Source organism: Nonomuraea sp. NPDC049709 (genome assembly GCF_040674815.1).
In the GTDB taxonomy this organism is placed as follows: Bacteria; Actinomycetota; Actinomycetes; order Streptosporangiales; family Streptosporangiaceae; genus Nonomuraea.
The window spans coordinates 268,523-292,341 of record NZ_JBFANM010000001.1 but is presented as its reverse complement, the minus strand read 5'-3'; the positions used below and the strand labels follow the sequence as shown (position 1 = coordinate 292,341).

21 protein-coding genes are annotated in these 23,819 nt (G+C 68.7%); 15 read left to right on the top strand and 6 right to left on the bottom strand.

The genetic code is table 11. From position 1 onward, the window contains the following. Positions 1-214: 214 nt before the first annotated feature. The gene (locus AB0J69_RS01500) at positions 215-601 is read right to left on the bottom strand and encodes a DUF5318 family protein (RefSeq protein ID WP_364111626.1); all 387 of its coding nucleotides are present in this window, start codon (positions 599-601) and stop codon (positions 215-217) included. A gap of 133 nt (positions 602-734) precedes the next feature. Here AB0J69_RS01500 and AB0J69_RS01495 point away from each other — a divergent pair, with 133 nt between their 5' ends. Together AB0J69_RS01495 and AB0J69_RS01490 are read left to right on the top strand one after the other, a co-directional pair. After that, positions 735-1,325, top strand: coding sequence for a PadR family transcriptional regulator (locus AB0J69_RS01495; RefSeq protein WP_364111624.1), 591 nt, complete (start codon positions 735-737; stop codon positions 1,323-1,325). A 13-nt stretch (positions 1,326-1,338) separates the two neighbouring features. Beyond that, positions 1,339-2,418, top strand: coding sequence for an inositol-3-phosphate synthase (locus AB0J69_RS01490; protein WP_364111622.1), 1,080 nt, complete (start codon positions 1,339-1,341; stop codon positions 2,416-2,418). Positions 2,419-2,439: 21 nt separating this feature from the next. Here the strand turns inward: AB0J69_RS01490 and idi are convergent, their stop codons facing one another. Continuing rightward, on the bottom strand, positions 2,440-3,024 hold the full coding sequence (gene idi, locus AB0J69_RS01485; protein ID WP_364111620.1) for an isopentenyl-diphosphate Delta-isomerase: 585 nt from the start codon (positions 3,022-3,024) through the stop codon (positions 2,440-2,442). A 105-nt stretch (positions 3,025-3,129) separates the two neighbouring features. Between idi and AB0J69_RS01480 the strand changes: the two genes are divergently transcribed. Next, on the top strand, positions 3,130-4,416 hold the full coding sequence (locus tag AB0J69_RS01480; protein WP_364111618.1) for an MFS transporter: 1,287 nt from the start codon (positions 3,130-3,132) through the stop codon (positions 4,414-4,416). On the opposite strand, the gene AB0J69_RS01475 is transcribed toward AB0J69_RS01480, so the two are convergent. Then, a complete protein-coding gene (locus tag AB0J69_RS01475) occupies positions 4,396-5,865 on the bottom strand; it encodes a CCA tRNA nucleotidyltransferase (protein ID WP_364111616.1) in 1,470 nt (489 codons plus the stop codon). The two genes, AB0J69_RS01480 and AB0J69_RS01475, sit on opposite strands and share 21 nt — an antisense overlap. 80 nt (positions 5,866-5,945) lie before the next feature. Here AB0J69_RS01475 and AB0J69_RS01470 point away from each other — a divergent pair, with 80 nt between their 5' ends. The 8 genes from AB0J69_RS01470 to trxA all read left to right on the top strand — a co-directional run bounded on the left by AB0J69_RS01470 (position 5,946) and on the right by trxA (position 14,860). Next, the gene (locus AB0J69_RS01470; protein ID WP_364111614.1) at positions 5,946-6,470 is read left to right on the top strand and encodes a YbaK/EbsC family protein; all 525 of its coding nucleotides are present in this window, start codon (positions 5,946-5,948) and stop codon (positions 6,468-6,470) included. Between the two features lie 50 nt (positions 6,471-6,520). After that, entirely contained in the window at positions 6,521-8,617 is a 2,097-nt protein-coding gene (locus AB0J69_RS01465; RefSeq protein ID WP_364111612.1) for a DUF6049 family protein, read from the top strand. Further along, on the top strand, positions 8,614-10,218 hold the full coding sequence (gene murJ, locus AB0J69_RS01460; protein ID WP_364111610.1) for a murein biosynthesis integral membrane protein MurJ: 1,605 nt from the start codon (positions 8,614-8,616) through the stop codon (positions 10,216-10,218). Before AB0J69_RS01465 ends, murJ begins: the two co-directional genes overlap by 4 nt. 163 nt (positions 10,219-10,381) lie before the next feature. Continuing rightward, positions 10,382-11,902, top strand: coding sequence for a protein kinase family protein (locus tag AB0J69_RS01455; RefSeq protein ID WP_364111608.1), 1,521 nt, complete (start codon positions 10,382-10,384; stop codon positions 11,900-11,902). 15 nt (positions 11,903-11,917) lie between these two features. Beyond that, on the top strand, positions 11,918-12,553 hold the full coding sequence (sigM, locus tag AB0J69_RS01450) for an RNA polymerase sigma factor SigM (RefSeq protein WP_364111606.1): 636 nt from the start codon (positions 11,918-11,920) through the stop codon (positions 12,551-12,553). Next, positions 12,543-13,457 (top strand): hypothetical protein, encoded by a 915-nt coding sequence (locus AB0J69_RS01445; protein WP_364111604.1) that lies wholly within the window; start codon positions 12,543-12,545, stop codon positions 13,455-13,457. Before sigM ends, AB0J69_RS01445 begins: the two co-directional genes overlap by 11 nt. A 144-nt stretch (positions 13,458-13,601) precedes the next feature. Continuing rightward, positions 13,602-14,534, top strand: coding sequence for a thioredoxin-disulfide reductase (gene trxB / locus AB0J69_RS01440; protein ID WP_364111602.1), 933 nt, complete (start codon positions 13,602-13,604; stop codon positions 14,532-14,534). A gap of 11 nt (positions 14,535-14,545) precedes the next feature. After that, positions 14,546-14,860: a thioredoxin gene (gene trxA, locus AB0J69_RS01435; protein WP_364111600.1), complete on the top strand. Its 315-nt coding sequence runs from the start codon at positions 14,546-14,548 to the stop codon at positions 14,858-14,860. A gap of 96 nt (positions 14,861-14,956) precedes the next feature. Here the strand turns inward: trxA and AB0J69_RS01430 are convergent, their stop codons facing one another. Next, the gene (locus AB0J69_RS01430; RefSeq protein WP_364111598.1) at positions 14,957-15,334 is read right to left on the bottom strand and encodes a helix-turn-helix domain-containing protein; all 378 of its coding nucleotides are present in this window, start codon (positions 15,332-15,334) and stop codon (positions 14,957-14,959) included. Between the two features lie 107 nt (positions 15,335-15,441). Here AB0J69_RS01430 and AB0J69_RS01425 point away from each other — a divergent pair, with 107 nt between their 5' ends. Beyond that, complete coding sequence (locus tag AB0J69_RS01425; protein ID WP_364111596.1) at positions 15,442-15,807, top strand: DoxX family protein; 366 nt, start codon at positions 15,442-15,444, stop codon at positions 15,805-15,807. A gap of 67 nt (positions 15,808-15,874) precedes the next feature. Here the strand turns inward: AB0J69_RS01425 and AB0J69_RS01420 are convergent, their stop codons facing one another. Continuing rightward, complete coding sequence (locus AB0J69_RS01420; RefSeq protein ID WP_364111594.1) at positions 15,875-16,492, bottom strand: GNAT family N-acetyltransferase; 618 nt, start codon at positions 16,490-16,492, stop codon at positions 15,875-15,877. A gap of 269 nt (positions 16,493-16,761) precedes the next feature. Here AB0J69_RS01420 and AB0J69_RS01415 point away from each other — a divergent pair, with 269 nt between their 5' ends. The 3 genes from AB0J69_RS01415 to AB0J69_RS01405 all read left to right on the top strand — a co-directional run bounded on the left by AB0J69_RS01415 (position 16,762) and on the right by AB0J69_RS01405 (position 21,412). Further along, positions 16,762-17,994 carry a PLP-dependent aminotransferase family protein gene (locus AB0J69_RS01415; protein ID WP_364111878.1) on the top strand — a complete coding sequence of 411 codons (1,233 nt, stop codon included), beginning with the start codon at positions 16,762-16,764 and terminating at the stop codon, positions 17,992-17,994. A gap of 204 nt (positions 17,995-18,198) precedes the next feature. Further along, positions 18,199-19,161: a D-alanine--D-alanine ligase gene (locus tag AB0J69_RS01410; protein WP_364111592.1), complete on the top strand. Its 963-nt coding sequence runs from the start codon at positions 18,199-18,201 to the stop codon at positions 19,159-19,161. A gap of 1,204 nt (positions 19,162-20,365) precedes the next feature. Further along, on the top strand, positions 20,366-21,412 hold the full coding sequence (locus AB0J69_RS01405; RefSeq protein ID WP_364111590.1) for a beta-eliminating lyase-related protein: 1,047 nt from the start codon (positions 20,366-20,368) through the stop codon (positions 21,410-21,412). A gap of 1,031 nt (positions 21,413-22,443) precedes the next feature. Here the strand turns inward: AB0J69_RS01405 and AB0J69_RS01400 are convergent. Then, positions 22,444-23,406 (bottom strand): ParB/RepB/Spo0J family partition protein, encoded by a 963-nt coding sequence (locus tag AB0J69_RS01400; protein ID WP_364111588.1) that lies wholly within the window; start codon positions 23,404-23,406, stop codon positions 22,444-22,446. Between the last annotated feature and the right edge of the window lie 413 nt (positions 23,407-23,819).

Here is a 23,819-nt window from a genome sequence, read left to right as displayed (position 1 = left end):
AGCGGCTTCCGGACGACGCGGCGGGGCCGCCGCACCCCAACCCGACTCGCCGGTTTGGGGTGCTGGACCCTGGGGCAAAGAACGGGATGAGCTGGAGCGACGGCGCCTCCCCGGGCGAGCCGTCCCCTCGTTCATGCTGTTACTCACACGTCCTCGCAACGTCGTCGGAACAAAAACGGCGGTTGGGCGTGAGGTTTCTCGCCGCCCTCGATCTTCACGCTTGGCCGACGAGGTCAGGCGGTCCGTTCCCGAGGACGTACGAAACCGTCAGGTGATTCCAGGAACAACCTTGGCAGACCTCGACAACGTACACCCGGAACTCATCGTAATCATGAGCCATGGCGACGAGTTCTGATGTGACCTTTGCCTGACCGGCATGCCGTCCGAGGGACTCCCCGTAGACATAGGTCACGTTGGTGACGTTCTCCTTTTCGCAGACCGGGCAGAGGCGTTCGGTCGGCTCGCCGAAGTGGCGCGCCGCGCGAAGGAGGTAGGGCTGTGCGTCGCAGATGTCGCCGCGCGAGGCGTGCCCCGCGCGCAGGGATCGGACCACCGCCCGTTTCGCGAGGCCGTAATCCACCACCCCTCTCTGTGACCACATGAGCGCCAGACTACGGCGTTTTACGGGTTCATCCCAACGGCTTGGCAGATTCGTAGATTGCGGCCATATAGCGACCCGACGTATCCTCGGGATGTATCGGCTCGATACATCGACGCGAGAGGGGGCGGTTCCATTGGCCAGCGGACAGGGCAGGGTCTTGGAACTGGCCGTGCTCGGGTCGCTGCACGAGACGCCGCTCCACGGCTATGAGCTGCGCAAACGGCTCAACGCCCTGCTGGGGATGTTCCGTGCGTTCTCCTACGGGTCGCTGTACCCCTGTCTGCGATCACTTCTGGCTCAGGGCCTCATCGCGGAGGAGCAACCCGCTCCCGCCACGATCGTCGGCGGCAGGTCGAAGATCGTCTACAAGCTGACCGCCGAGGGCAAGGAACGGCTGCAGGACATGCTGACGCAGGCCGGTCCCTCCGCCTGGGAGGACGAGAGCTTCGGCGTGCACTTCGCCTTCTTCCGGCACACGGAGGCCGAGGTGCGGCTGCGCATCCTCGAGGGCCGCCGCAGCCGGCTGGAGGAGCGCCTCGACGCGGTGCGCACCGCGCTGGCGCGCACCAGGGAGCGGCTCGACAGCTACACGCTCGAGCTGCAACGTCACGGGCTCGAGTCCGTCGAGCGCGAGGTGCGCTGGCTGAACGAGCTGATCGCAACAGAGCGTCGGGCCTCGTCAGAGGAGAGGCCCGAAAGAGATACCACGTCAACTGATGAGTAAGGGAGCGAGTGCGATGGGTTCGGTTCGCGTGGCCATTGTCGGTGTCGGCAACTGCGCGTCGTCGCTGGTCCAGGGCGTTCACTACTACAAGGACGCCGACCCGGAGACACGGGTGCCGGGCCTGATGCACGTGAAGTTCGGCGACTACCACGTCGGCGACCTCGAGTTCGTCGCGGCGTTCGACGTGGACGCCAAGAAGGTCGGCCGCGACCTGTCCGAGGCGATCGTCGCCAGCGAGAACAACACCATAAAGATCACGGATGTGCCGCCCACGGGGGTGACGGTCCAGCGCGGCCACACCTTCGACGGCCTGGGCGAGTACTACCGGGAGATCATCGAGGAGTCCGACGAGGAACCCGTCGATGTGGTCAAGGTCTTGCGTGACAACCAGGTCGACGTCCTCGTGTCGTACCTGCCCGTGGGTTCGGAGGAGGCCGACCGCTTCTACGCGCAGTGCGCGCTGGACGCGAAGGTGGCGTTCGTCAACGCGCTGCCGGTCTTCATCGCCTCCGACCCGGTGTGGGCGGAGAAGTTCACCCAGGCCGGGGTGCCGATCGTCGGTGACGACATCAAGTCGCAGGTCGGCGCCACCATCACGCACCGGGTGATGGCCAAGCTGTTCGAGGACCGCGGGGTGGAGCTGCTGCGCACGTACCAGCTCAACTTCGGCGGCAACATGGACTTCATGAACATGCTGGAGCGCACCCGCCTCCAGTCGAAGAAGATCTCCAAGACGCAGTCGGTCACCTCGCAGATCCCGCACGAGATGAGCAAGGCCGACGTCCACATCGGGCCGTCGGACCACGTGCCGTGGCTGGACGACCGGAAGTTCGCGTACGTGCGGCTGGAGGGCCGGTCGTTCGGTGACACCCCGCTGAGCCTCGAGTACAAGCTGGAGGTCTGGGACTCGCCCAACTCGGCGGGGATCATCATCGACGCGGTACGGGCGGCCAAGATCGCCCTCGACCGCGGGACCGGCGGGCCGATCCTGTCGGCCTCCTCCTACTTCATGAAGTCGCCGCCGAAGCAGTTCTCGGACGACGAGGCCCGTGACTACGTCGAGAAGTTCATCCGGGGTGAGGTCGAGCGCTGACCCCCTGCCGGCGGCGCGTCCTCAGAGGCGCGCCGCCGGGGGCAGCTCGTCGCGGGAGGCGGGCTGCCAGGTGAGCGGGTCGCAGCCGAGCTCCGTCAGCAGCGGCACCTGCTCCCGGCACCACGGCGAGATCGCCAGCAGCCCGTTCTGCGCCGCCTCGGCGAACTCCTTCCACGGCATCCACCACGTCTCCCCCACCTCCTCGGGGTTGGGCGAGACGGGCGAGTCGACGACGACCCGGTAGACGGGGCAGAGCTCGTGCTCAACGATGCCGTTGGCCATGACGGCGCGGTAGGAGAAGGCGGGCAGCAGGAGGTCGGCGCCGCCGGCGGTGAGCCCCAGCTCGTAGGAGAGCCGGCGCACGACCGCCTGGTCCAGCGGCTCGCCGGGCATCGGATGGCCGCAGCAGCTGTTGGTCCAGACACCCGGCCAAGTGATCTTGTGATCCGCCCTCCTGGTGAGCAGCACGCGGCCTTCACGGTCGAAGACGTAGCTGGAGAACGCCAGGTGGAGGGGGGTTTCCCGGCCGTGCACCGAAGTCTTGGGCGCGGTGCCGAGTGCGTGGCCGGCACGGTCAACCAGCACAACGTGTTCCTCGATCGTCACGCTATGAAGCGTACGAGATCATGGCCACCGCTCGGAACCTGTTGTTCACCTGCCGCACCAACCTCCGCGGATCCTAAAGGACTGGTACGGAGCTAGGCTGACGGCGTGTCTTTTGTCGCCGATCTCCGCGTCGTCCTGCGGGGCAGGGACTTCAAGCGGCTGTTCGGCACCCGGCTGGTCTCCCAGTTCTCCGATGGGATCTTCCAGTTCGGCGTGACCGGATTCGCCTTCTTCAGCCCTGAGAACCAGACGACCGCGCTGGAGGTCGCCGCCGGCCTGGCCGTGCTGCTGTTGCCGTACAGCGTGCTCGGTCCCTTCGTCGGCGTCTTCATCGACCGATGGTCGAGGCGGCAGATCCTGGTGGTGGCGCCCTTCGTACGCGGGCTGCTGCTGCTCGTGGCCGCCGGGCTGGTCGCCGCCGACGTGCCCGATCCGGCGTTCTACGCGGCGGCGCTGCTCGTGCTCGGCGTCAACCGGTTCTTCCTGGCCGCGCTCGGCGCCTCGCTGCCGCACGTGGTGCCCGCCGAGCGGCTGATCGCGGCCAACGCGGTCACGCCGACCTCGGGGACGGTGGCCACGTTCATCGGCGCGGGCGTGGGGTTCCTGCTCCGGGAGCTCCTGGGCGGCGGCGACCTGGGGGTGGCGCTGCTGCTGGCCACGTCCGGCGTGGTGTTCACGCTGAGCGCGCTGGTGGCGCGGACGATGGACCGTCAGCTGCTCGGCCCGTGGCCCGACCCGAACCGGCCGCAGGCCCGCCAGGCCCTGCGCAACGTGCTCACCGGCCTGACCGACGGCGCCAAGCACCTGGTGGGGCACCGGGTGGCCGCCGCGACGATGGGCGCGATGGCCACTCACCGCTTCCTGTTCGGCATGTCCACCGCGCTCGGCATCATCCTCTACCGCTACTACTTCACCGACGGTGACGCCGAGGCGGCGCTGCGCGGGATCAGCCTGGTGGTGATCGGCGCCGGCATCGGCACCGCCCTCGCCGTGATCATCACCCCGTACACGACCGAGTGGTTCGGGATCGAGCGGTGGGTGCAGATGGCGCTGGCCGGGGCCGGGGTACTGACGGCGGTGCTGGTGCTGCCGTTCCAGGAGTGGGGCCTCCCGGTGGCCGGGTTCGTGCTGGGGCTGGCCGGGCAGAGCGTCAAGATCTGCGCCGACACGACCGTCCAGCGCGACGTGGAGGACATCTACCGGGGCCGCGCGTTCTCGATCTACGACATGCTCTTCAACGGCATGTACGTGGTTGCCGCGGCCCTGTCGGCGACCATCCTGCCGGCGGACGGCAAGTCGTACGTCGCCGTGGCGATCATCTCGCTCGGCTACCCCCTCGCGGCGCTGGCCTACCGGATGATCACCACGGCGTCACGTGCCAAGGCTGTTTGACCTGGCCCACTCCAGCAGCGCCTCGGTGGCGGCCTCCTTGCCGATCATGCCCTTGTCGAGCCTGAGGTCGAGCAGGAACTTGTAGGCCCGCCCCACCACCGGCCCCGGCCCGATCCCGAGCACCCGCTGGATCTCGTTGCCGTCGAGCTCGGGGCGGATCTTGGCCAGCTCCTCCTCGTCGGCGAGCCGGGCGATGCGCTCCTCGAGCTGGTCGTAGGTACGCGACAGCGCCGCCGCCTTGCGCTTGTTGCGGGTGGTGCAGTCGGCCCTGGTCAGCTTGTGCAGCCGGGCCAGCAGGTGGCCGGCGTCGCGCACGTAGCGGCGCACGGCGCTGTCGGTCCACTCGCCGGTGCCGTAGCCGTGGAAGCGCAGGTGCAGCTCGACCAGGCGGGAGACGTCGGCCACCACGTCCTTGGGGAACTTCAGCTCCGTCATCCGCTTCTTGGTCATCTGCGCCCCGACCACCTCGTGGTGGTGGAACGACACCCGCCCCCCGGCCTCGTGGCGGCGCGTCTTGGGCTTGCCGATGTCGTGCATCAGCGCCGACCAGCGCAGGATCCGGTCGGGCTTGCCGTCCTCCTCCAGCGCGATGGCCTGGTCGAGCACGGTCAGCGTGTGGTCGTAGACGTCCTTGTGGCGGTGGTGCTCGTCGATCTCGAGGCGCAGCTTGGGCAGCTCGGGCAGCACGTGCGCGGCCAGGCCGGTCTCCACCAGCAGCCGCAGGCCCTCGCGCGGGTTGGCGCCGCAGATCAGCTTGTCGAGCTCGTCGCGGATGCGCTCGGCCGAGACGATCTCGATGCGGTCGGCCATCGCGGTCATCGCCGCCAGGGCCTTGCCGTCCACGGCGAAGCCGAGCTGCGAGGCGAACCGCGCGGCCCGCAGCATGCGCAGCGGGTCGTCGTCGAAGGAGCGCTCGGGGGTGCCCGGCGTGCGCAGCAGCCTGGCGCGCAGGTCGTCGAGACCGCCGTACGGGTCGACGAACTCGTGGCCGGGCAGGCGTACCGCCATCGCGTTGACGGCGAAGTCACGCCGCTCCAGGTCGGCCTCGAGCGTCTCGCCGTACATGACCTCGGGCTTGCGCGACTTGGGGTCGTAGGACTCGCTCCGGTAGGTCGTGATCTCGATCAGCCAGCTCCCCTTGCGCAGGCCGACCGTGCCGAAGTCGATGCCGATCGTCCAGACGGAGTCGGCCCAGTCCCTGACGATCTCGAGCACCCGCTCCGGGCGGGCGTCGGTGGTCAGGTCGAGGTCATTGCCGATGCGGCCGAGCAGGAGGTCGCGCACGGGCCCGCCGACCAGGGCCAGCTCGTGGCCCTGCGCGGCGAACAGGCGGCCGAGCTCGTCGGCCACCGGGGCGATCTTGCGGAACAGGTCGGTCATGGCCTGCTGCTGGCTTTCGGTCAGAGTTGAGTCGGACAAACTCAGTCGGTCCTTTTGCTTCCGGAACATATCCCCCGAGCCACACCAGGTCCGGGTTACCGTCGGTCAAGGGACCGTCGGGGGCCATGGAACAAGGCAAGGAGGACTATATGAAGGACGCCCTCGCGATCCACCGCTGGCTCCTCGCACACCAGGTCCATCATGAGATCGTACGCCTTCCGCGTCCCATGACATGCGCGGAAGAGCTGCCGGAGACGGTCTCCGCAGCACCCGAGAGGTGCCTGATGGTCACGGTGCTCGAAGTCACCACCAGGGTCGGCAGCGAGGTCGTCGTCGGGGTCACCTCCCCCGTCTCGTCGCCGCCCACGCCGGGAGCCGTCGGAGGGTTGCTCGGCGCGCGCCAGGTACGTCCCGCACCGGCCCACGTGGTCAACACGACCACCGACTACGCCGACGGGCTGGTGTGCCCGCTGCTGTTACCGGAGTCGCTCCAGATGCTCATCGACGACCGGCTGTCCATGGACACCGAGCCGATCTTCACCGCCACCGGCGAGCGGCACACGGCCCTGTGCATACGTGCGCTCGACCTGCTGGCCTTCCTGCCAGGCAAGATGGTCGACCTGAGCGGCTCACGCCCAAGAGGATCACGTGGGGCGGTCGCGCGACGGCACTGAACCCGTACCATTGCGGGCGTGCGTCGTCGTAGTCAAGCCCGGGCATCCGCGTGATCCGTAAGGCCACGCTGCTCGCCGCGCTGTCCGTCGCGTTGCTCGCCCCGGTGGTGGCGGCGGCGCCCAGCACCGCTGCCACGAAGGCGAGCACCGCCGCTCGGCAGACGCTCTCCGTGGCGATCACGTCGATCACGCCCGAGGTGCCGAAGAACCTGACCGATGTGATCAAGTTCACCGGCACGCTCCGCAACGACACGGGCTCGCCCCTCTACAACGTCTTCGTACGCCTGCGCTACGACGCGCAGCCGTTCACCGACCGCGCCACCATGGCCGCCTACCAGGCCGACCAGAACCCCGCGACCCTGCCGCGCAGCGTCTCCTCGAACTCGTCGACGGTGATCGCGTCGCTGGCCCCCGGCGCCTCGGCGCGCTGGGAGTTCACCGCGACGCCCGTGCAGCTCGGCTACCGCTCGTTCGGGGTCTACCCGGTCGCCGTCGACGTGGCGCCCAACGGGGTGTCCATGCAGACGCAGCGCACCTACCTGACGTACGCGCCGGCCACGGTGCCGAAGCCGCCGCGCAACAAGCTGGCCGTCGCGCTGCCCGTCATCGACCAGCCGCACCGGGCCACCGACGACGCCGTGTTCGTGGACGACAAGCTGAGCCAGTCGCTGGCCGGCAAGGGGCGCCTGGCCGACCTGGCGACCATCGCGCAGTCCGCGCCGAGCAGCGTCACCTGGGTCGTCGACCCGGCGCTGCTCGACGACCTCAACACGATGACCAAGGGCTACAAGGTCAAGACCAAGGACGCCGAGGAGGCCAGGCCGGCCAGCACGGCGGCCTCGCAGTGGCTGACGACCATGCGCACGGCGCTGGCCTCCTCTCCCGTGGTCGCGGTCCCGTACGCCGACCCCGACGTCGCGGCGCTGGCCCACCAGGGGCTGGACACGCAGACCGGCCGGGCGATCGAGCTGGGCGGGCAGACCGCCAAGACGCTGCTCAGCCGCAACGCGAAGACCAACGTCAACTGGCCGGCCGCGGGCGTGATCGACGCCGACGCGCTCGACCTGCTGTCGGTCAGCAAGGTCGACACCGTCCTGCTCAATTCCACCAACCTGCCGCCGCAGCAGCCCGTCACCACCACGCCCGACGCCGCCGCGCGGCTCGACTCGGTGACCGGCCCCGTCACCGCCCTGGTCGCCGACGCCGAGCTGAGCCGCCTGTTCGAGCCGAGCTCCAGCACGTCGGTGCTGCTCAGCACGCAGCGCTTCATCGCCGAGACCGCGATGATCGCCGCCGAGCCCGGCCAGACCAGGCCGCGGTCGCTGGTCGTCGCCCCCTCGCGGCGCTGGGACCCCAACCCGGCGCTCGTCACCGCCCTGCTGAAGGCCGCGGACCGGCTGCCGTGGCTGCAGCTCACCACGCTGGAGTCCATCAAGCCGAGCAAGGCGTCCGTCCCGCGCGCCGGCCTGGCCTACACCGAGCAGAACCGCGGCGAGGAGCTGACCCGCAAATATCTGGCGCCGGTCAAGGACGCCTGGTCGAAGGCGCAGCTCACCGCGCTGATCAAAGAGGTGAAGACGAAGTCCGCCTTCGACGCGGCGGTGCTGCGGCTGACCTCCTCGGCCTGGCGCAACAGCACGCGCGCGGGTCGCGCGCTCACCAAGACGGTCAGCTCGGCCGTCAACGCCAGGACCGCCGCGATCCAGATCACCGGCCCAGACCGGCCGCGCACGCTGGCGGGCAGCAACGGGGTGGTGCCCATCAGCGTGAAGAACTCGCTGAGCACCTCCGTCGAGCTCTACATCGACGTCAAGTCCAACAACCCCGACCTGCTGCAGGTCGACTTCGTGCAGGAGAAGCCGCTGCCGATCGGCGGCGGGCAGAGCGGCACCGTCCAGGTGCCGATGAACGCCTCCATCAGCGGCGACGCGACGGTGACCGTGCAGTTGCAGACCGCCGACGGCCAGCCGTACGGCGAGCCGCAGCGGCTGACCATCCGCACGACCGGCTACACCGGCATCGCCCTGGTGATCGTGGGCGCGGCGCTGACGGTGATGCTCGCCGCCGTGGTGACGCGGCTGCTGCGGCGCAGGTCGGAGCGGAAGGTCGCGCGGGCCGCCAGGAACCGGGAGAGTGAGACCGTATGAGCCGCATGCTTCGGGCCAGCGCCATCATGGCGGCGGGCACCATGGTGTCCAGGGTCACGGGGTTCGTGCGGACGATGGTGCTCGCCTACGCCATCGGCACGGCGGCGCTGGGCGACGCCTACAACGCGGCCTACGCGATCCCCTACAGCATCCTCGACCTGCTGCTCCTGGGCGTGCTGAGCAGCGTCGTGGTGCCGATGATCGTGCGCGCCCAGCAGCACGACGAGGACGGCGGCCGGGCCTACGAGCAGCGGCTGCTGACGATCTCCACGGTCGCGCTGGTCGTGGTCGCGGCGGCCGCCGCGCTGGTCGCGCCGCTGCTGATCGACCTCTACACCGACTGGGACGCGGGCAGCAGGAGGTTCGAGGTCGCGGTCACGCTGGCCCGGTTCATCCTGCCGCAGCTCGCCTTCTTCGGCGTGGGCGCGGTGGCCGGCGCCATCCTCAACACCCGCGACCGCTACGGCGCCCCCATGTGGGCCCCGGTGGTCAACAACCTGGTCGTCATCGTGGTGTTCGTGCTCTACGCCGTGATCGGCACGGGCGGCGACATCGACAGGGTGACCGACGGCGACCTGGCGCTGCTCGGCCTGGGCACCACGGCCGGCATCGTGGCCCAGGCGGTGGTGCTGATCCTGGCGCTCAGGCGGGCCGGGTTCTCCTTCGTGCCCCGGTTCGACCTGCGCAACGCGCGGCTGGGCGAGATGGCCAAGGCCGGGGTCTGGACGATCGGCTACGTGGTGGTCACCCAGCTCGGCTTCGTGCTGACGACCAACCTGGCCAGCTCGGCGGGCAACGTGGTCGATGGGCACGGCATCAGCCCGTACACGCTGGCGTTCCAGCTTTTCCAGCTCCCGTACGGTGTCATCGGCGTCTCGGTGATCACCGCCATGCTGCCGCGGATGAGCCGGGCGATCGCCGAGGGGCGGTTCGGGGACGTGCGCGGCGAGTTCGGGTCCAGCGTGCGGCTCGTCTGCTCGCTGATGGTGCCCGTGTCGCTGCTGCTGATGGTGCTCGGGCCGGCGATCACCGTGCCGATCTACGGCCACGGCGCCAACAGCGTGGCCGACGCCGTCTACATCGGCAACGTGCTGCAGGTCTACGGGCTGGCGCTGGTGCCGTTCGCGGTGTTCCAGCTCCTGCTCCGGGTTTTCTACAGCTTCGGCGACACCCGCACCCCGGTGTTCATCGGGGCGGGCACGACGGCGGTCAACGCGATGCTGATGGTGCTGTTCTACGTGGCGCTGCCGGCCCGTTACGCGGTGATGGGGCTGGCCCTGGCGTACGCGATCGCGTACGCGCTCGGCGCGGTCCTGGCCTGGTGGCTGGCCGGCCGCCGGGTCCAGGGGCTGGGCGGCTGGACCGTCGGCATGGCGCTGACCAGGATGTACCTCGCGTCGCTGCCCACGGCGGTGCTGGCGCTGGCGGCCGTCTGGGTGGTCACCGGGGTGTTCGGCGGGCTCGGTTTCCTCAACTCGATCATCGTGCTGGCGATCGGCGGCGGGCTGGGGATGTTGCTCTATCTCGGCGTAGCCCACAGAATGCGCATCCCGGAGGTCAACTCAATCGTTGGGATGGTCGCGAGGCGGGTAGGTCGGTAAAGAACGCGGGCGGAATCTACTCGGCACTACCATGGAGCCCGACACGCGCGAATGGAAGCAGGAGGGGCGTGGGCGGATCCACCCGGCATAGCGTGCCTTCGTGGGACACCACGCAGGTGAGACGAGTCATGAACACGCCCGATCGGCCAAGCGGAGTGAGCCAGTGAGCAGCACGTCGGCCGTCGAACCCGGCACCCGTCTCGCCGAGCGCTTCAGGCTCGAGGACCGCGTCAGCGAGTCCGACGGCGCCACGTTGTGGAAGGCCATCGACGAGATCCTTGCCCGCCCCGTGGCGGTGCACACCTTCGCACCCGACTTCCCGCGCGTCCACGAGGTCGTCACGGCCGCCCGCGCGGCGAGCAGGCTGACCGACCCTCGCCTGACCCAGGTCTTCGACGCCGCCGAGGACGACAAAGCCTCCTACGTCGTCAGCGAGTGGGTCACCGGCGAGTCGCTGACCGACCTGCTGGCCTCGGGCCCGCTGGAGCCCGAACGCGCCGCCGGCCTCGTCGCCGAGGCCGCCGAGGCGCTCAGGCACGCCCACGAGGCCAACCTCTACCACCTGTGCCTGCGCCCCTCTCACCTGGTGTGGACGACCGGCAACACGGTCAAGGTGCTCGGCGTCGCCGTGGACGCCGCGATGTACGGGCTCACCACCGACCAGCCGGCCCTCGACGACGCCGAAGGGCTGGGCCGGCTGCTGTACGCCGGGCTCACCGGTCACTGGCCGGGCGACGAGGAAGAGGGCGGCCTGCCCGCCGCTCCCATGATCGACGGCCACTTCTGCTCGCCCCGGCAGGTCACCGCCGGCGTGCCCAGCTATCTCGACACCGTCACCGTGCGGGCCTGCCTGCCCGAGTCCCGCCGTGGGCAGAGCGCGCTGGCCAGCCCGTCAGACGTCGCCGAGGCGCTGGCCGACGTGGCCAGGCCCATGCCGATCCCGATCTCCTACCCCTCGACCCCCGCGGTGGCCTCCGCCTCCCACACCGAGGGCCTGGACATCGCCCACCGGCAGAAGTCCTCCTCTCCCCCTCGGCCGCCCTTGCCGCCGCGCCGGGTCTCCAACGGTGGTGGCGGCAGCACGCTCAACCGGGTGCTCATGACCCTCGTGGTGCTGCTGGTCATCGCCGCCGTCGGCGTCGGCGCCTGGACGATCGGCCGCAGCCTGGGCAGCCCGACCGCCTCCCAGACGGCCAGCGCCAGCCCCACGTCCTCCTCGTCGTCCTCGGCCGCGGCGGAGTCCGTCAAGCCGGACAAGGCCCGGGGCTTCGACCCGCTCGGCGACGGCGACGAGAAGTCCGACATGGCGAAGCTGGCCATCGACGGCAAGCCCAGCACACTGTGGAAGACCGAGACCTACACCAGCGCCGACCTGGGCCGCCTCAAGGACGGTGTGGGCCTGCTGCTCGACATGGGCAAGTCCATGCAGATCAGCGATGTGGTGGCTACGCTGTCGGAAGCCCAGGGCGCGACCGTCGAGCTCAAGGTCGGCGATTCCCCCGAGCTCGGCGCGCTGAAGACGGTGGCGACCAAGAAGAACGCCGCAGGTAAGACCACTCTTACGCCTGAACAGGCGGCCCGCGGTCAGTACGTTTTGATCTGGTTTACGCGTGTTCCGACGGATGCAGGCACTTTTCATGGCACCATCTATGAGGTAGTGGTGCACTCTCCCGGATCGGCATAATCAGGAATCTCTCTTGTGAACTCCCCACCCGAGACACCCTCAGCAGCGGAGCGGCCGGCGGTCACAGACGCCGAGCTGCTCACCGCGCATATCAACGGGGATCCACACGCCTTCAGCGAAATCGTCAAAAGACACCGCGACCGCATGTGGGCGGTCGCCCTGCGTACGCTCGGTGACCCCGACGAGGCCGCCGACGCCGTGCAGGACGCCTTCGTCTCCGCATACCGCAAGGCCGCCACGTTTCGCGGCGAGGCGGCCGTAACCACCTGGCTGCACCGGATCGTGGTCAACGCCTGCCTCGACAGGATGCGCCGCAAATCCGTCCGCCCGGTCGCCGACGACGAGCTCATCGAGGCCGCGGAGCGCGAGACCCCGCTGCCGGACCAGACCGTCGAGCGCGAGGTCTCGATGGAGGTTACGGCTGCTCTCAAGCTGCTGCCCGCCGACCAGCGGGCAGCGTTGGTACTGGTGGACATGATGGGCTATTCAGTCGAAGACGCAGCTCAGGTGCTCCAGGTGCCGAGCGGCACGGTGAAGAGCCGGTGCGCCCGAGGGCGCGCGAAACTTGCCCCAATTCTTTCGCATCTGCGGAACCGAACGGACCTCAACCGCGTCTCATCCGCGAAGGGAGCAGAACTTCGTGACGGGTGATACGCACTACGATCTTGAGATCCTCGCCGAGTTGGCCGAGGACCTCTTGGACGTCGACACGGCGCGCCAGGTCCGCGAGCATCTCGCGGTCTGCGACCCCTGTGGGGAGCGGCTGGCCGACCTGGCGGCGGTTCGCGAGGTGCTGGCAGCGACCCCCACTCCGGCCATGCCGATGGGTGTCGCACTGCGCATCGACAAGGCCCTGGCCGCCGAGGCGGAGTCCGGGCGGGGCGGGGGTGTCGGCCTCGCGGAAGCACCGGACTGGGATGAGCTCATGCGGGACGCCCCGTGGGAGCGGTCGGTTCCCGAGCCCGCGCGGCTCGGCTCCGACGAGGTCCACGAGCCGGTGCGCCTGGGCGTGGTCTCCGACGACGGCACCATCGTCCCGGCCAGGAGCCGTACATCGCGGCGACGCCGGTGGGCGATGCCCGCGGTCGCAGCCGCGGCGGCAGCTGTCGTGGTCGGCACGGCCGTGACCTCCGCCAACCTGCTGCTGGCCAGCGGTGGTGACGGCGGCAGCACGAGCGTGGCGCCACCGGTCGCCCAGCCGCCGCAGTCGTCCGAGCCGGACAAGTCGCGGTTGAAGGCCAGGGCGTACGCGCTCACCGACAGCGGCCACAACTACAGCGACCCGGAGCTGCGGCAGCCGCTGGGGAGCTACCTGGCTCCCGCTCCCGCCATCCAGGGCGGCTCCGGGGACGCCGACCAGGTCGCCAAGTGCGTCACCGCGGTCTCCAACCGGTCCAAGCTCGACGTGTTCGCGGTGGACCAGGGGCAGTACAACGGGCAGGAGGCGCTCATCGTCGCCTCCTGGAAGCAGCAGGCCGCCAAGAAGGTCCGCATCGACATCGTCGATCCGTTCAACTGCAAGAACCTGCGTAAGCCCACCCTGGGCCGCTGGTAACGAAAGCCCACGTCAGAGCCCGCTTCGGCGGGCTCTTTCGTTTTGTCTCGGCGTCGGTTGAGCGTTGCTGGGTAGGGCTGGGAATCACGGCGGCCTAGGATCTGTTGACGCCGGTGCAACAGCAGACGAGGAAGGCGTGGAGCGTTGAGCGACGTTCGTAACGTGATCATCATTGGGTCCGGCCCAGCTGGCTACACCGCGGCCGTCTACTCCGCGCGCGCCGAGCTCCAGCCGCTGGTCTTCGAGGGCTCCGTCACAGCCGGCGGCGCGCTCATGAACACCACCGACGTGGAGAACTTCCCGGGGTTCCCCGACGGGATCATGGGCCCCGACCTCATGGACAACCTGCGCAAGCAGGCCGAGCGGTTCGGTGCCGAGCTGGTGGCGGACGACGTCGTCGAGGTCGACCTGAACGCCAACCCCAAGGTCGTCAAGACCCACTCCGAGACCTACTACGCCAAGTCGGTCATCCTGGCCATGGGCTCCGGCTACCGCGAGCTCGGCCTGGACAACGAGAAGCGGCTGTCCGGCCACGGCGTGTCCTGGTGTGCGACCTGTGACGGGTTCTTCTTCCGCAACAAGGACATCGTGGTCGTCGGCGGCGGCGACACCGCGATGGAGGAGGCCACGTTCCTGACCAGGTTCGGGCGCATGGTGACGGTGGTGCACCGCCGCGACACGCTGCGGGCCAGCAAGATCATGCAGGACCGGGCCCTGGCGAACGACAAGATCCGCTTCGTGTGGGACTCCGAGGTCGTCGACGTGCTCGGTGACACCAAGGTCGAGGCCGTGAAGCTGCGCAACGTCAAGACCGGCGAGGAGTGCGAGCTGGCGACCGACGCGCTGTTCCTGGCGATCGGCCACGATCCCCGTACGGATCTGGTCAAGGGCCAGATCGACCTCGACGAGAACGGCTACATCAAGGTGGCCTCCCCGACCACGGCGACCAACATCGACGGCGTGTTCGCCGCGGGTGACGTCGTGGACCACACCTACCGCCAGGCCATCACCGCGGCCGGCACCGGCTGTGCGGCCTCGCTCGACTCCGAGCGCTGGCTCGCCGACAACGAGAAGTAAAGGAGCGCACCGTGAAGGCTGTCACTGACGCCACTTTCGAGTCCGAGGTCCTCAAGAGCGACAAGCCCGTGCTGGTCGACTTCTGGGCCGAGTGGTGCGGCCCGTGCCGTCAGGTCTCGCCCATCCTGCAGGAGATCGCCAACGAGCACGGCGACAAGCTGGAGATCGTCAAGCTGAACATCGACGAGAACCCCGAGGTCCCGCGCCAGTACGGTGTGCTGCAGATCCCGACGATGAACGTCTACAAGGGCGGCGAGGTCGTGAAGCAGATCATCGGTGCCAAGCCGAAGGCCATGCTGCTGCGCGAGCTCGAGGGCATCATCTAGCGGTGATCTCTTTTCGGGCGCGCTTCGACCCGTAGGTCCTCACGTGCGAAGAGGCCCCGGCCACTGTGGCCGGGCCTCTTCGCGTCTTTCATGGGGTCATCCGGTCCGGGTCTCGTAGGCGGTTCTGCTGGCCTCGATGTCCGAGATGTGGTCGATGGCCCAGCTGGCGAGGGCCAGCGCGGGCGGGATGAGGCTCCGGCCGGTGGGGGTCAGCGCGTACTCGACCCTCGGGGGGACCTCCGCGTACGCCGTCCGGGAGACCAGGCCGTCGCGCTCCAGGTTCCGCAGCGTCAGCGTCAGCATCCGCTGGGAGATCCCGGGGATCTGCCGATGCAGGTCGGTGAACCGCAGCCGCTCCTCGTCGAGGGTCGCCACGACCAGCAGGGTCCACTTGTCGCAGATCCGGTCGAGGATCGTGCGGATCGTCCGGCCGCCGTCTCCGCGGATCATGCAGGTGTGCTCGTACTGCGACATGACAGCCCCTTGTGCCTAACGCACACGCATGTGCCTTTTGTAAGGCTCTCAATAGTGACGCATCATGAGGCAACTTACGAACGGTAACTAACCACCTCGGAGTCCACATGAACGTCGCTTACTGGATCGTTGCCGCGCTTCTGGCGGTGATGTACCTCTACGCCGGAGGCAAGAAGGTCGTCCAGAGCAAGGAACAGCTCCAGCCGATGATGGGCTGGGTCGACCGCGTTCCCATGCCGCTCGTCCGGACCATCGGCGTGCTGGAACTCCTCGGCGCCGCCGGCCTCATCCTGCCGCCGCTGACCGGGATCGCGCCCTGGCTGGCCGTCGCCGCGGCGATCGGCCTCTTCCTGATCCAGGTCGGCGGCATTGCCCTGCACCTCTCCCGCGGCGAGGCCCGGCTGATCGGGCTGAACATCGTTCTGCTGGCCGCCGCGGGCGCGGCCGTCTGGCTGGGGACCACCTGGCTCTGAGCGGGTTCCTGGCCGGTGACAGCGCTCCCCCGGCCAGGATCTTGGTCCGTACGGCTCTGAGCGGCTCTCAGACGGGACGTAGGGCGCGTTCCGGGCTCATGGACCCCAGGAGCCGCTCCAAGGCCACCTCGACGTCCTCGCGCCACGAGACGGCGCTCTTGAGTTCCAGCCGGAGTCGCGGAAATCGCAAATGCGGACGAACAGTCTTAAACCCCACAGAAAGCAAGTATTCCGCCGGTACTACGCAACTAGGCTCTTCCCACTTGAGGTCCCCGAAAGCTTCAATGGCTTTCACCCCGCGCCGCGTGAGGTCTTTGGCCACTCCCTGGATCAGCATCCGCCCGAGCCCGCCACCCGAGAACTCGGGAATGATGTGCGCCGTCATCAACAGCACCGCGTCGGCGCTGACCGGCGAGGTGGGAAATGCCACGGAACGCGGTGTGTACAGCGGCGGGCTGTAGAGGACGAACCCCGCCGGCACCCCGTCGACGTAGGCGATTTTCCCGCAGCTCCCCCACTCCAGCAGCGTGCCGGAGAGCCAGGCTTCCTTCTCCAGCGTGGGATCGCCCGACTCCACCGCGCGTTCCCCGCTCATAGGATCGAGCTCCCAGAACACACACCTACGGCAGCGGCGGGGTAGATCTTCAAGATTGTCCAGGGTTATGTTGACCAGCCGGCGCGACAACTACGGCCCCTATCGTTGACCCGGAAAAGCGCGCGAAAACCGCGTCTACAGGTGGCATCGTAGCCCAGTGAAGATGCCGCCAGCGGACACCACGACGGTCGAGCCCGGTCACGTGCGACATGTCCGTCTGGCGTAATCTGGTATTTCAGTCCGATATGACACCTAGGAGGTGGGCCGTGACGGAAGAGCTGGATCACGGTCAGACACCCGCGACCCAAGGGTCGCGCATCGACGCATACGTCGATCGGTACGCCGCGCGAGCTACCGGGATGGTCGCCTCCGAGATCCGAGCTCTCTTCGCCGTCGCGTCGAGGCCCGAGGTGGTCTCGCTCGCCGGCGGCATGCCGTACGTCACGGCTCTTCCCCTCGACATGGTCGGCGAGCTGGTCTCCGACCTCGTCACGCGGCGCGGCCCGGTCGCGCTGCAGTACGGCTCCGGCCAGGGTGATCCGCATCTGCGGGAGCAGATCTGCGAGGTCATGCGGCTTGAGGGGATTCACGCCGGGGCGAACGACGTGGTCGTCACCGTCGGTTCGCAGCAGGCCCTCGACCTGATCACCCGGATCTTCATCGACCCGGGCGACGTGGTGCTGGCCGAGGGGCCCTCGTACGTCGGGGCCCTGGGGACGTTCTCCGCTTACCAGGCCAAAGTCGTACATGTCGCCATGGACGATCAGGGCATCGTGCCCGAATCGCTGGCGCAGACGATCTATGCCCTGGAGACGGCGGGCGCGCCCATCAAGTTCCTCTACACGATCCCGACCTTCCACAACCCCGGCGGCGTCACGCTGAACATCGCCCGCCGGCAGCAGGTGCTCGACATCTGCCAGCGGGCCGGGATCCTGATCATCGAGGACAACCCGTACGGGCTGCTCGGTTTCGACGGGGAGCCCATGCGCGCCCTGCGGGCCGACAACCCCGACGGCGTGGTCTACCTGGGCTCGTTCTCCAAGACGCTCGCCCCCGGCTTCCGCGTCGGCTGGGCGCTGGCGCCGCACGCCATCCGCGACAAGCTCGTGCTGGCCATGGAGTCCGCGGTGCTGTCCCACTCCTCGTTCACGCAACTCGCCGTGGGCCAATACCTGGCCACGCAGCCGTGGCAGGAGCAGATCAAGACGTTCAGGGAGCTCTACCGAGAGCGCCGGGACGCGTTGCTCGACGCGCTCGAATCGCTGATGCCGCCCGAGGTCACGTGGACGCGACCTGGGGGCGGCTTCTTCGTCTGGGCGACGCTGCCGGAAGGGCTCGACTCGAAGGCGATCCTGCCGCGGGCCGTGGCCGAGCGGGTGGCGTTCGTGCCCGGGACCGGGTTCTTCTCCGACGGCAGCGGGGCCCGGCACATGCGGCTGTCGTACTGCTACCCCGAGCCCGACCGCATCCGCGAAGGGGTGCGCCGGCTGGCCGGGGTGATCGACCAGGAGATGCAGCTCAGGGACACGTTCGGGACAGCCTCCGCGCGCGACCACCAGGGCGTGGACACGCCGGGGCCTGACCTGGCCTAGCAACCCACCGCCTCGCAGGGCCGGCGTCGCGCAACCCGCACGACGCCGGCCCTCTTTCACTGACGAACTTTCCTGGTCAACTCCAAGAATCCCTCTGCCGTATGGCTGAGATGGGCTGGGATCGCCGGAGAAAGCACCTCCCGTACACCATTCGCCCCCGACGCCGGTACGGTTGGACAGCGTGCGATCAGCGAAGGAGATGTGATGAGCGATCTGGGCCACGTGCTCGTGCTGGCCGGAGGCCTCTCCTATGAGCGAGAGGTTTCCCTGCGCTCGGGTCGCAGAGTCAGTGAGGTGCTGCGCGCGGCGGGCGTCGACGTCGAGGCCCGCGACACCGACGCCTCCCTCGTCCCCTCCATCCTGGCGGACCCGCCGGACGCGGTGTTCGTGACGCTGCACGGCGGCGCCGGTGAGGACGGCGCCATCCGTTCCGTGCTGGAGCTCCTCAACGTCCCGTACGTGGGGGCCGACCCGGACGCCTGCCGGGTGGCCTTCGACAAGCCCACCGCCAAGGCCGTCGTCCGCTCGGTCGGCCTGCGTACACCCGAGTCCGTGACCCTGCCGAAGGAGACGTTCCACGACCTCGGCGCCACGGTGGTCCTCGGCCGCATCGTGGAGCACCTCGGCCTCCCCCTGTTCGTCAAGCCGGCGCGCGGCGGCTCGGCGCTGGGCGCCTCGTTCGTCCGCACAGCCGAGGAACTGCCCGCCGCCATGGTCGGCTGCTTCGCATACGGCGACACGGCGCTGATCGAGCGGTACGTCGAAGGCGTGGAGGTGGCCGTCTCCGTCGTGGACCTCGGGAACGGCCCGGTGGCCCTGCCCGCCGTGGAGATCGTCCCCGACGAGGGCGTCTACGACTACGCGGCCCGCTACACCGCCGGCCACACCGAGTTCTTCGCCCCCGCCCGCCTCTCGGCCCAGGCCGCGGCCGCCTGCGCGGAGACCGCGGTAACCGCCCACACCGCTCTCGGCCTGCGGGACATCTCCCGTACGGACCTGATCGTCGACGGTGATGGGGTGCCGCATTTCCTGGAGGTCAACGTGGCGCCCGGCATGACGGAGACCTCCCTGCTGCCGATGGCCGCCGAAGCCGCCGGCCGCGACCTGGGCGAGCTCTGCCGTACCCTCCTCCAGATCGCCGCCACCCGCACCCACCCCACCTCCTGAGCCTCCGGCGCGACGTCGGACACGCGGTACACCGCGCCATTTCGGGAAGCGCCACGCCCCACAACAACCCACGCACGACGTCCGGACATCATCCGCTAACCGCCTTGCTCACCGCTGACTGCACACCACGGCAGGCCCTTGCCGCATGACGACAAGCAGCCCTTGCCGCACACCACGGCAGGCCCTCGCTACGCGACCACGCCCAGCCTCTCGCTACACGACCAGGGCAGCCTCTCACTGCACGACCACGCGCAGGGCGGCCCGCCTTGCGCTGCACGGCCGAAGTGAGGCCACCCGTCGAGTGGTAGCGCACGCCATCGGCACCAGCGCGCCAACCGCACCGCCCGCGGAGGACCGCACAACGCGCGGATCCAACGCTCTGGTCGCATGGCCAGAGCGACACCACGCAAGCAGCCGCCGCGCACATCCCACCGCACGCTTTCCCCCAGACTCCCAGCCCGAGCCTCGTCACCGCCCCGAACGTGCCGCGTCCGCCGCTCCCCGCCTTCCGCCAAACCACAGTTCGCCTACCCGCCCCAGCGGGTCCCGCTCCGCACTCCGCGACTCATCCCCCGCCGCCACCTCGCGCCACCGCCACAAGCCACCGCCCATCTTGCCGTCGTAAGCCACCCCCAACTGCCGTCGTAAGCCACCACCCCCATCCACCACCCTCATCCCGCCACCGACCCCATCCACACTGCCATCTGCGCCCCGACCCACCGGCCTCAACCCACCGCGGCCCCAACACACCGGCCCCAACACACCGGCCTCAACCCGCCGCTCAAGCCTTCCGCCGGCCACCGCACTCACTTGCCCTTGCCCGCCGCTTCTATCTCGCGATCCCAGCGACACCGCTACCCACCACCACCCAATTCCCCATCGCCACCAATCCCCCGCAGCCCAACCCTGCCACCGCCCGATGCCTCTCCCACCCCTGCGGCCGCCACCCGAACCTCCACACGGCGCCGCACCCAACTCCGCCGCCACCCCCCTCCAACACCCGGCAACTGCCACCCATCCCCTGTCGCCTCCCACCGCTACGCCATCCCACCAACCCCACACCGAGGGCAGGCGGACAGCGATGTACACCAAGGCATGCGACGGGACCACCCACCAGGACCGGTCGGTCACCAGGACAGAAGGCAACTGCCAGGACCGGCAGCCGCAGAGGTGCGAGCCACACCTCTGTAAGTAGCCTTACCGTGTGCTGATCGATTCGATGTACCCCAAGAGCTTCGCCAGCGACAACCACGCGGGCGTACACCCGGCGATCCTCGAAGCCATGGCCGCGGCGAACCACGGAGATGCGCCGGCCTACGGCGACGACAGTTGGACGTCGGCGTTCGAAGCCAAGATCAAGGAGACGTTCGGCCCAGGCGCGGACGGTTTCGCGGTCCTCAACGGCGCGGGCGCCAACATGGTCGGTCTGGCCCTGATGCTGGGCCGCTACGACGCCATCATCTGTGCCGACAGCGCCCACATCGCCACCCACGAGGCCGGCGCGGCGGAGCGTCTCCTCGGGGTGAAACTCATGACGATCCCGACCCAGGACGGCAAGCTCCGCCCCGCCGACATCACGTCACGCCTGGGCGGGATCGGCAACCCCCACGAAGTGCAGCCGACGGTCGTCTCCATCTCCCAAGTCACGGAACTCGGCACGTGCTACTCCCCCGCCGAGATCACCGCCCTCGCCGAAACAACACACGAGTCCGGGCTACGCCTCCACGTCGACGGCGCCCGGCTCGCCAACGCCGCCGCCTACCTTGAGTGCGACCTGAGGTCGATCACCACGGACGCCGGGGTGGACGTCTTCAGTTTCGGCGGCACCAAGAACGGCGCCCTGGCCGCCGAGGCCGTGGTGGTTCTCGATTCGTCGCTCGCACACGCCGTGCCGTTCCTGCGCCGCCAGTCTCTTCAACTCGCCTCAAAGATGCGCTTCATCTCGTCCCAACTCTCCGCTCTCCTGACGAACGACCTGTGGCGCCGTAACGCGCAGCACGCCAACCAGATGGCCGTACGCCTGGCTGATGGACTGGCGGACATCCCTGGCGTCTCGCTGGCGTACCCGGTCGAGTCCAACGCCGTCTTCGCGACCCTCCCACCCGCGGTCGCCGAGACGCTTGGACAGCGTTACCTGTTCCACTACTGGGACGAGTCCGCCGGCACGGTTCGCTGGATGACCGCCTTCGACACGGCCCCGGAACACGTGGACGACTTCCTCGACGACATCCACAAGGCCGCCGCCGTGTAACCCGCCACCCTTCCACCGCCCACCAACTCCGCTGTTTCACGTGAAACACGCCGCCTCCCACGGGCCGCCCTCCCGCCGCGGCTACCACCACCGTTGGCACACCAACACCGCCCCCACCCGGCCCGGCGACGGCAAACTTTGTCATCCTCCACGCGCCCGATCACTCCGCATGTTTCACGTGAAACGCCTCCGCCTCTCAGGCCGAGAAGGTGGCGCCCAGCCGTCCAGCTTCAGCGAAAGCATCCAGCAGGCTCCACGAGAGAGACTCGGCGAGCGGCCAGCCGGCAAATTCGCCCGCCCGCCAGCGAGCTGCCCTCCCCGCGTAAGTCGCAACCTCCCTCGCGCCATACCGCGCACCCCCGGCGAAATGCGGCGTCCGCAGTGACGGATTGATCCGTCGGCAGAGACATGGCATCCGGAAGGCCATTGCGTTAGGCCGCCATCCGGTGGGGGTGAGTCAAAAGCCGAAGCACCCCCACCCCCCATCCCTCGGGAAGAGATAACGTCCGCCGAGTGACACGGGTCCCGGTCGGAGACGCGGCACCCGACCTAGACGCAGTACCCGACCTAGACGCGGTACCCCACCGGGACGCGGTACCCCACCGGGACGCGACGTCCAACCGAGACGCGACGCTCGGCAAGATCCGCGACGCCTCGTGAAGGGTGCACCTGCAGACAAGAGACGCGGCTCCCGGTGAGGCGTTGCCATCCCCCGAGATTCTTGGCCCCAGAACTCATCAACCAGTGGCGCGGGAAAGCGTCGCCGGACAATGACAGGGCGGCCAACCCAACAACCACTGACGAAGAACCCTCATCCCCAGCGACATCAGGGCAGGGCCGGCTCGGCGGCGTGTTTCACGTGAAACAACGGAAAAGCCGACCCCAGCCAACTAACTAACTAGCCAGCCCGCCCGGCAGCCCCATCAGCCAGCCCGTCAGCGCACCCACCCACCACATCAACCGCCCCATCAGCTGCCCGCTTCGTCAGCCCGCCAACCCATCCACCCATCGACTCACCCCACACCCGTCAATCAGTCCTCGGTTTCCCGCATCGCTCGGACTGCTTCCGGTGCCATGGTGCCGATGATGCGCTCAAGGTCGTCAATCGTGGCGAACTCCACGACGATGCGGCCCTTCCTCCGTCCCAGATCCACCTTGACCTTGGTCTCGAAGTGGTCCGAGAGGCGGTCGGCGAGGTGAGTGAGGCCCGGTGCCGTGGGCTTGGCAGTCTGGCGCTCACGAGGTGCCTTCTGAGCCGCCTTCGCGCTGCCCATGGAAACGATCTCCTCCACCGCCCGGACCGAGAGAAGCTCAGCCACGATCCGCTTGGCGAGCTTGATCTGCTCTTCCGGGCTGTTGAGCCCCAGGAGCGCCCGGGCGTGGCCGGCGCTGATGACCTGTGCGGCAACCTTCCGCTGAACTTCAGGGGGGAGGTTCAGAAGGCGGAGGGTGTTGGTGATGTGGGAGCGAGAGCGACCGACCTTCTTGGCAAGCTGATCGTGGGTTGCCTGGAAGTCGTCAAGGAGCTGCTGGTACGCCGCCGCCTCTTCAAGAGCGTTCAGCTGCTCGCGCTGAAGGTTCTCGATGAGCGCGTCCCGGAGAAGGTCAGTGTCCTGGGTGTTGCGGACGATCGCGGGAACCGGATCCAAGCCAACCCGCTGGCACGCCCGCCAACGCCGCTCCCCCATGATCAACTCATACTGCCCGCCACCCACAGACCGGACCACGATCGGCTGCAGCAGACCGACCTCTTCGATGGATGCCGCCAACTCCTTGAGGCGCTCCTCATCGAAGACCTCACGCGGCTGGCGCGGGTTGGGGACGATCGCTGCTAGAGCAACCTCCTTGAAGTACGCACCCGCAATCGGCTTCGGACCAGTCTCCCCCGTTGAACCGTTAGCCGGAGACGGCACCGCCCCCGTGCCGTCAACGATAGGACCGGTCGGGATGAGCGCCCCGAGTCCTTTGCCCAATCCCCGCCGCTGCTGACTCACTGCGTCTCCTCATCCACCCGGTCGATTCCGGTCACTCCAGGAGAGGTTACCGTCGCAGACCCGGCGAGGCGTCTTCTCGCCACACACCGTCCCGTTGGATTTACACCGACACGGTCACAAATCTGCCCAACTCGTGACTGAGCCCCAAGATGCCCCGCCCTCGAGCCAACCATGCCCCAAAACCCACACCCGCTCGAGCGGTCGAACGGGGTCAGCCGGGCAGAAACAACTGGGCAGAAGCAACTGGGCAGGAACGGCCGGCAGTGACAGTCGGACGGTAACCGCCGCGCGGGAGCCGGCCGGACGGGAGCCGGCCGGACGGGAGCCGGCCGGACGGGAGCCGGCCGGACGGGAGCCGGCCGGACGGGAGCCGGCCGGACGGGAGCCGGCCGGACGGGAGCCGGCCGGACGGG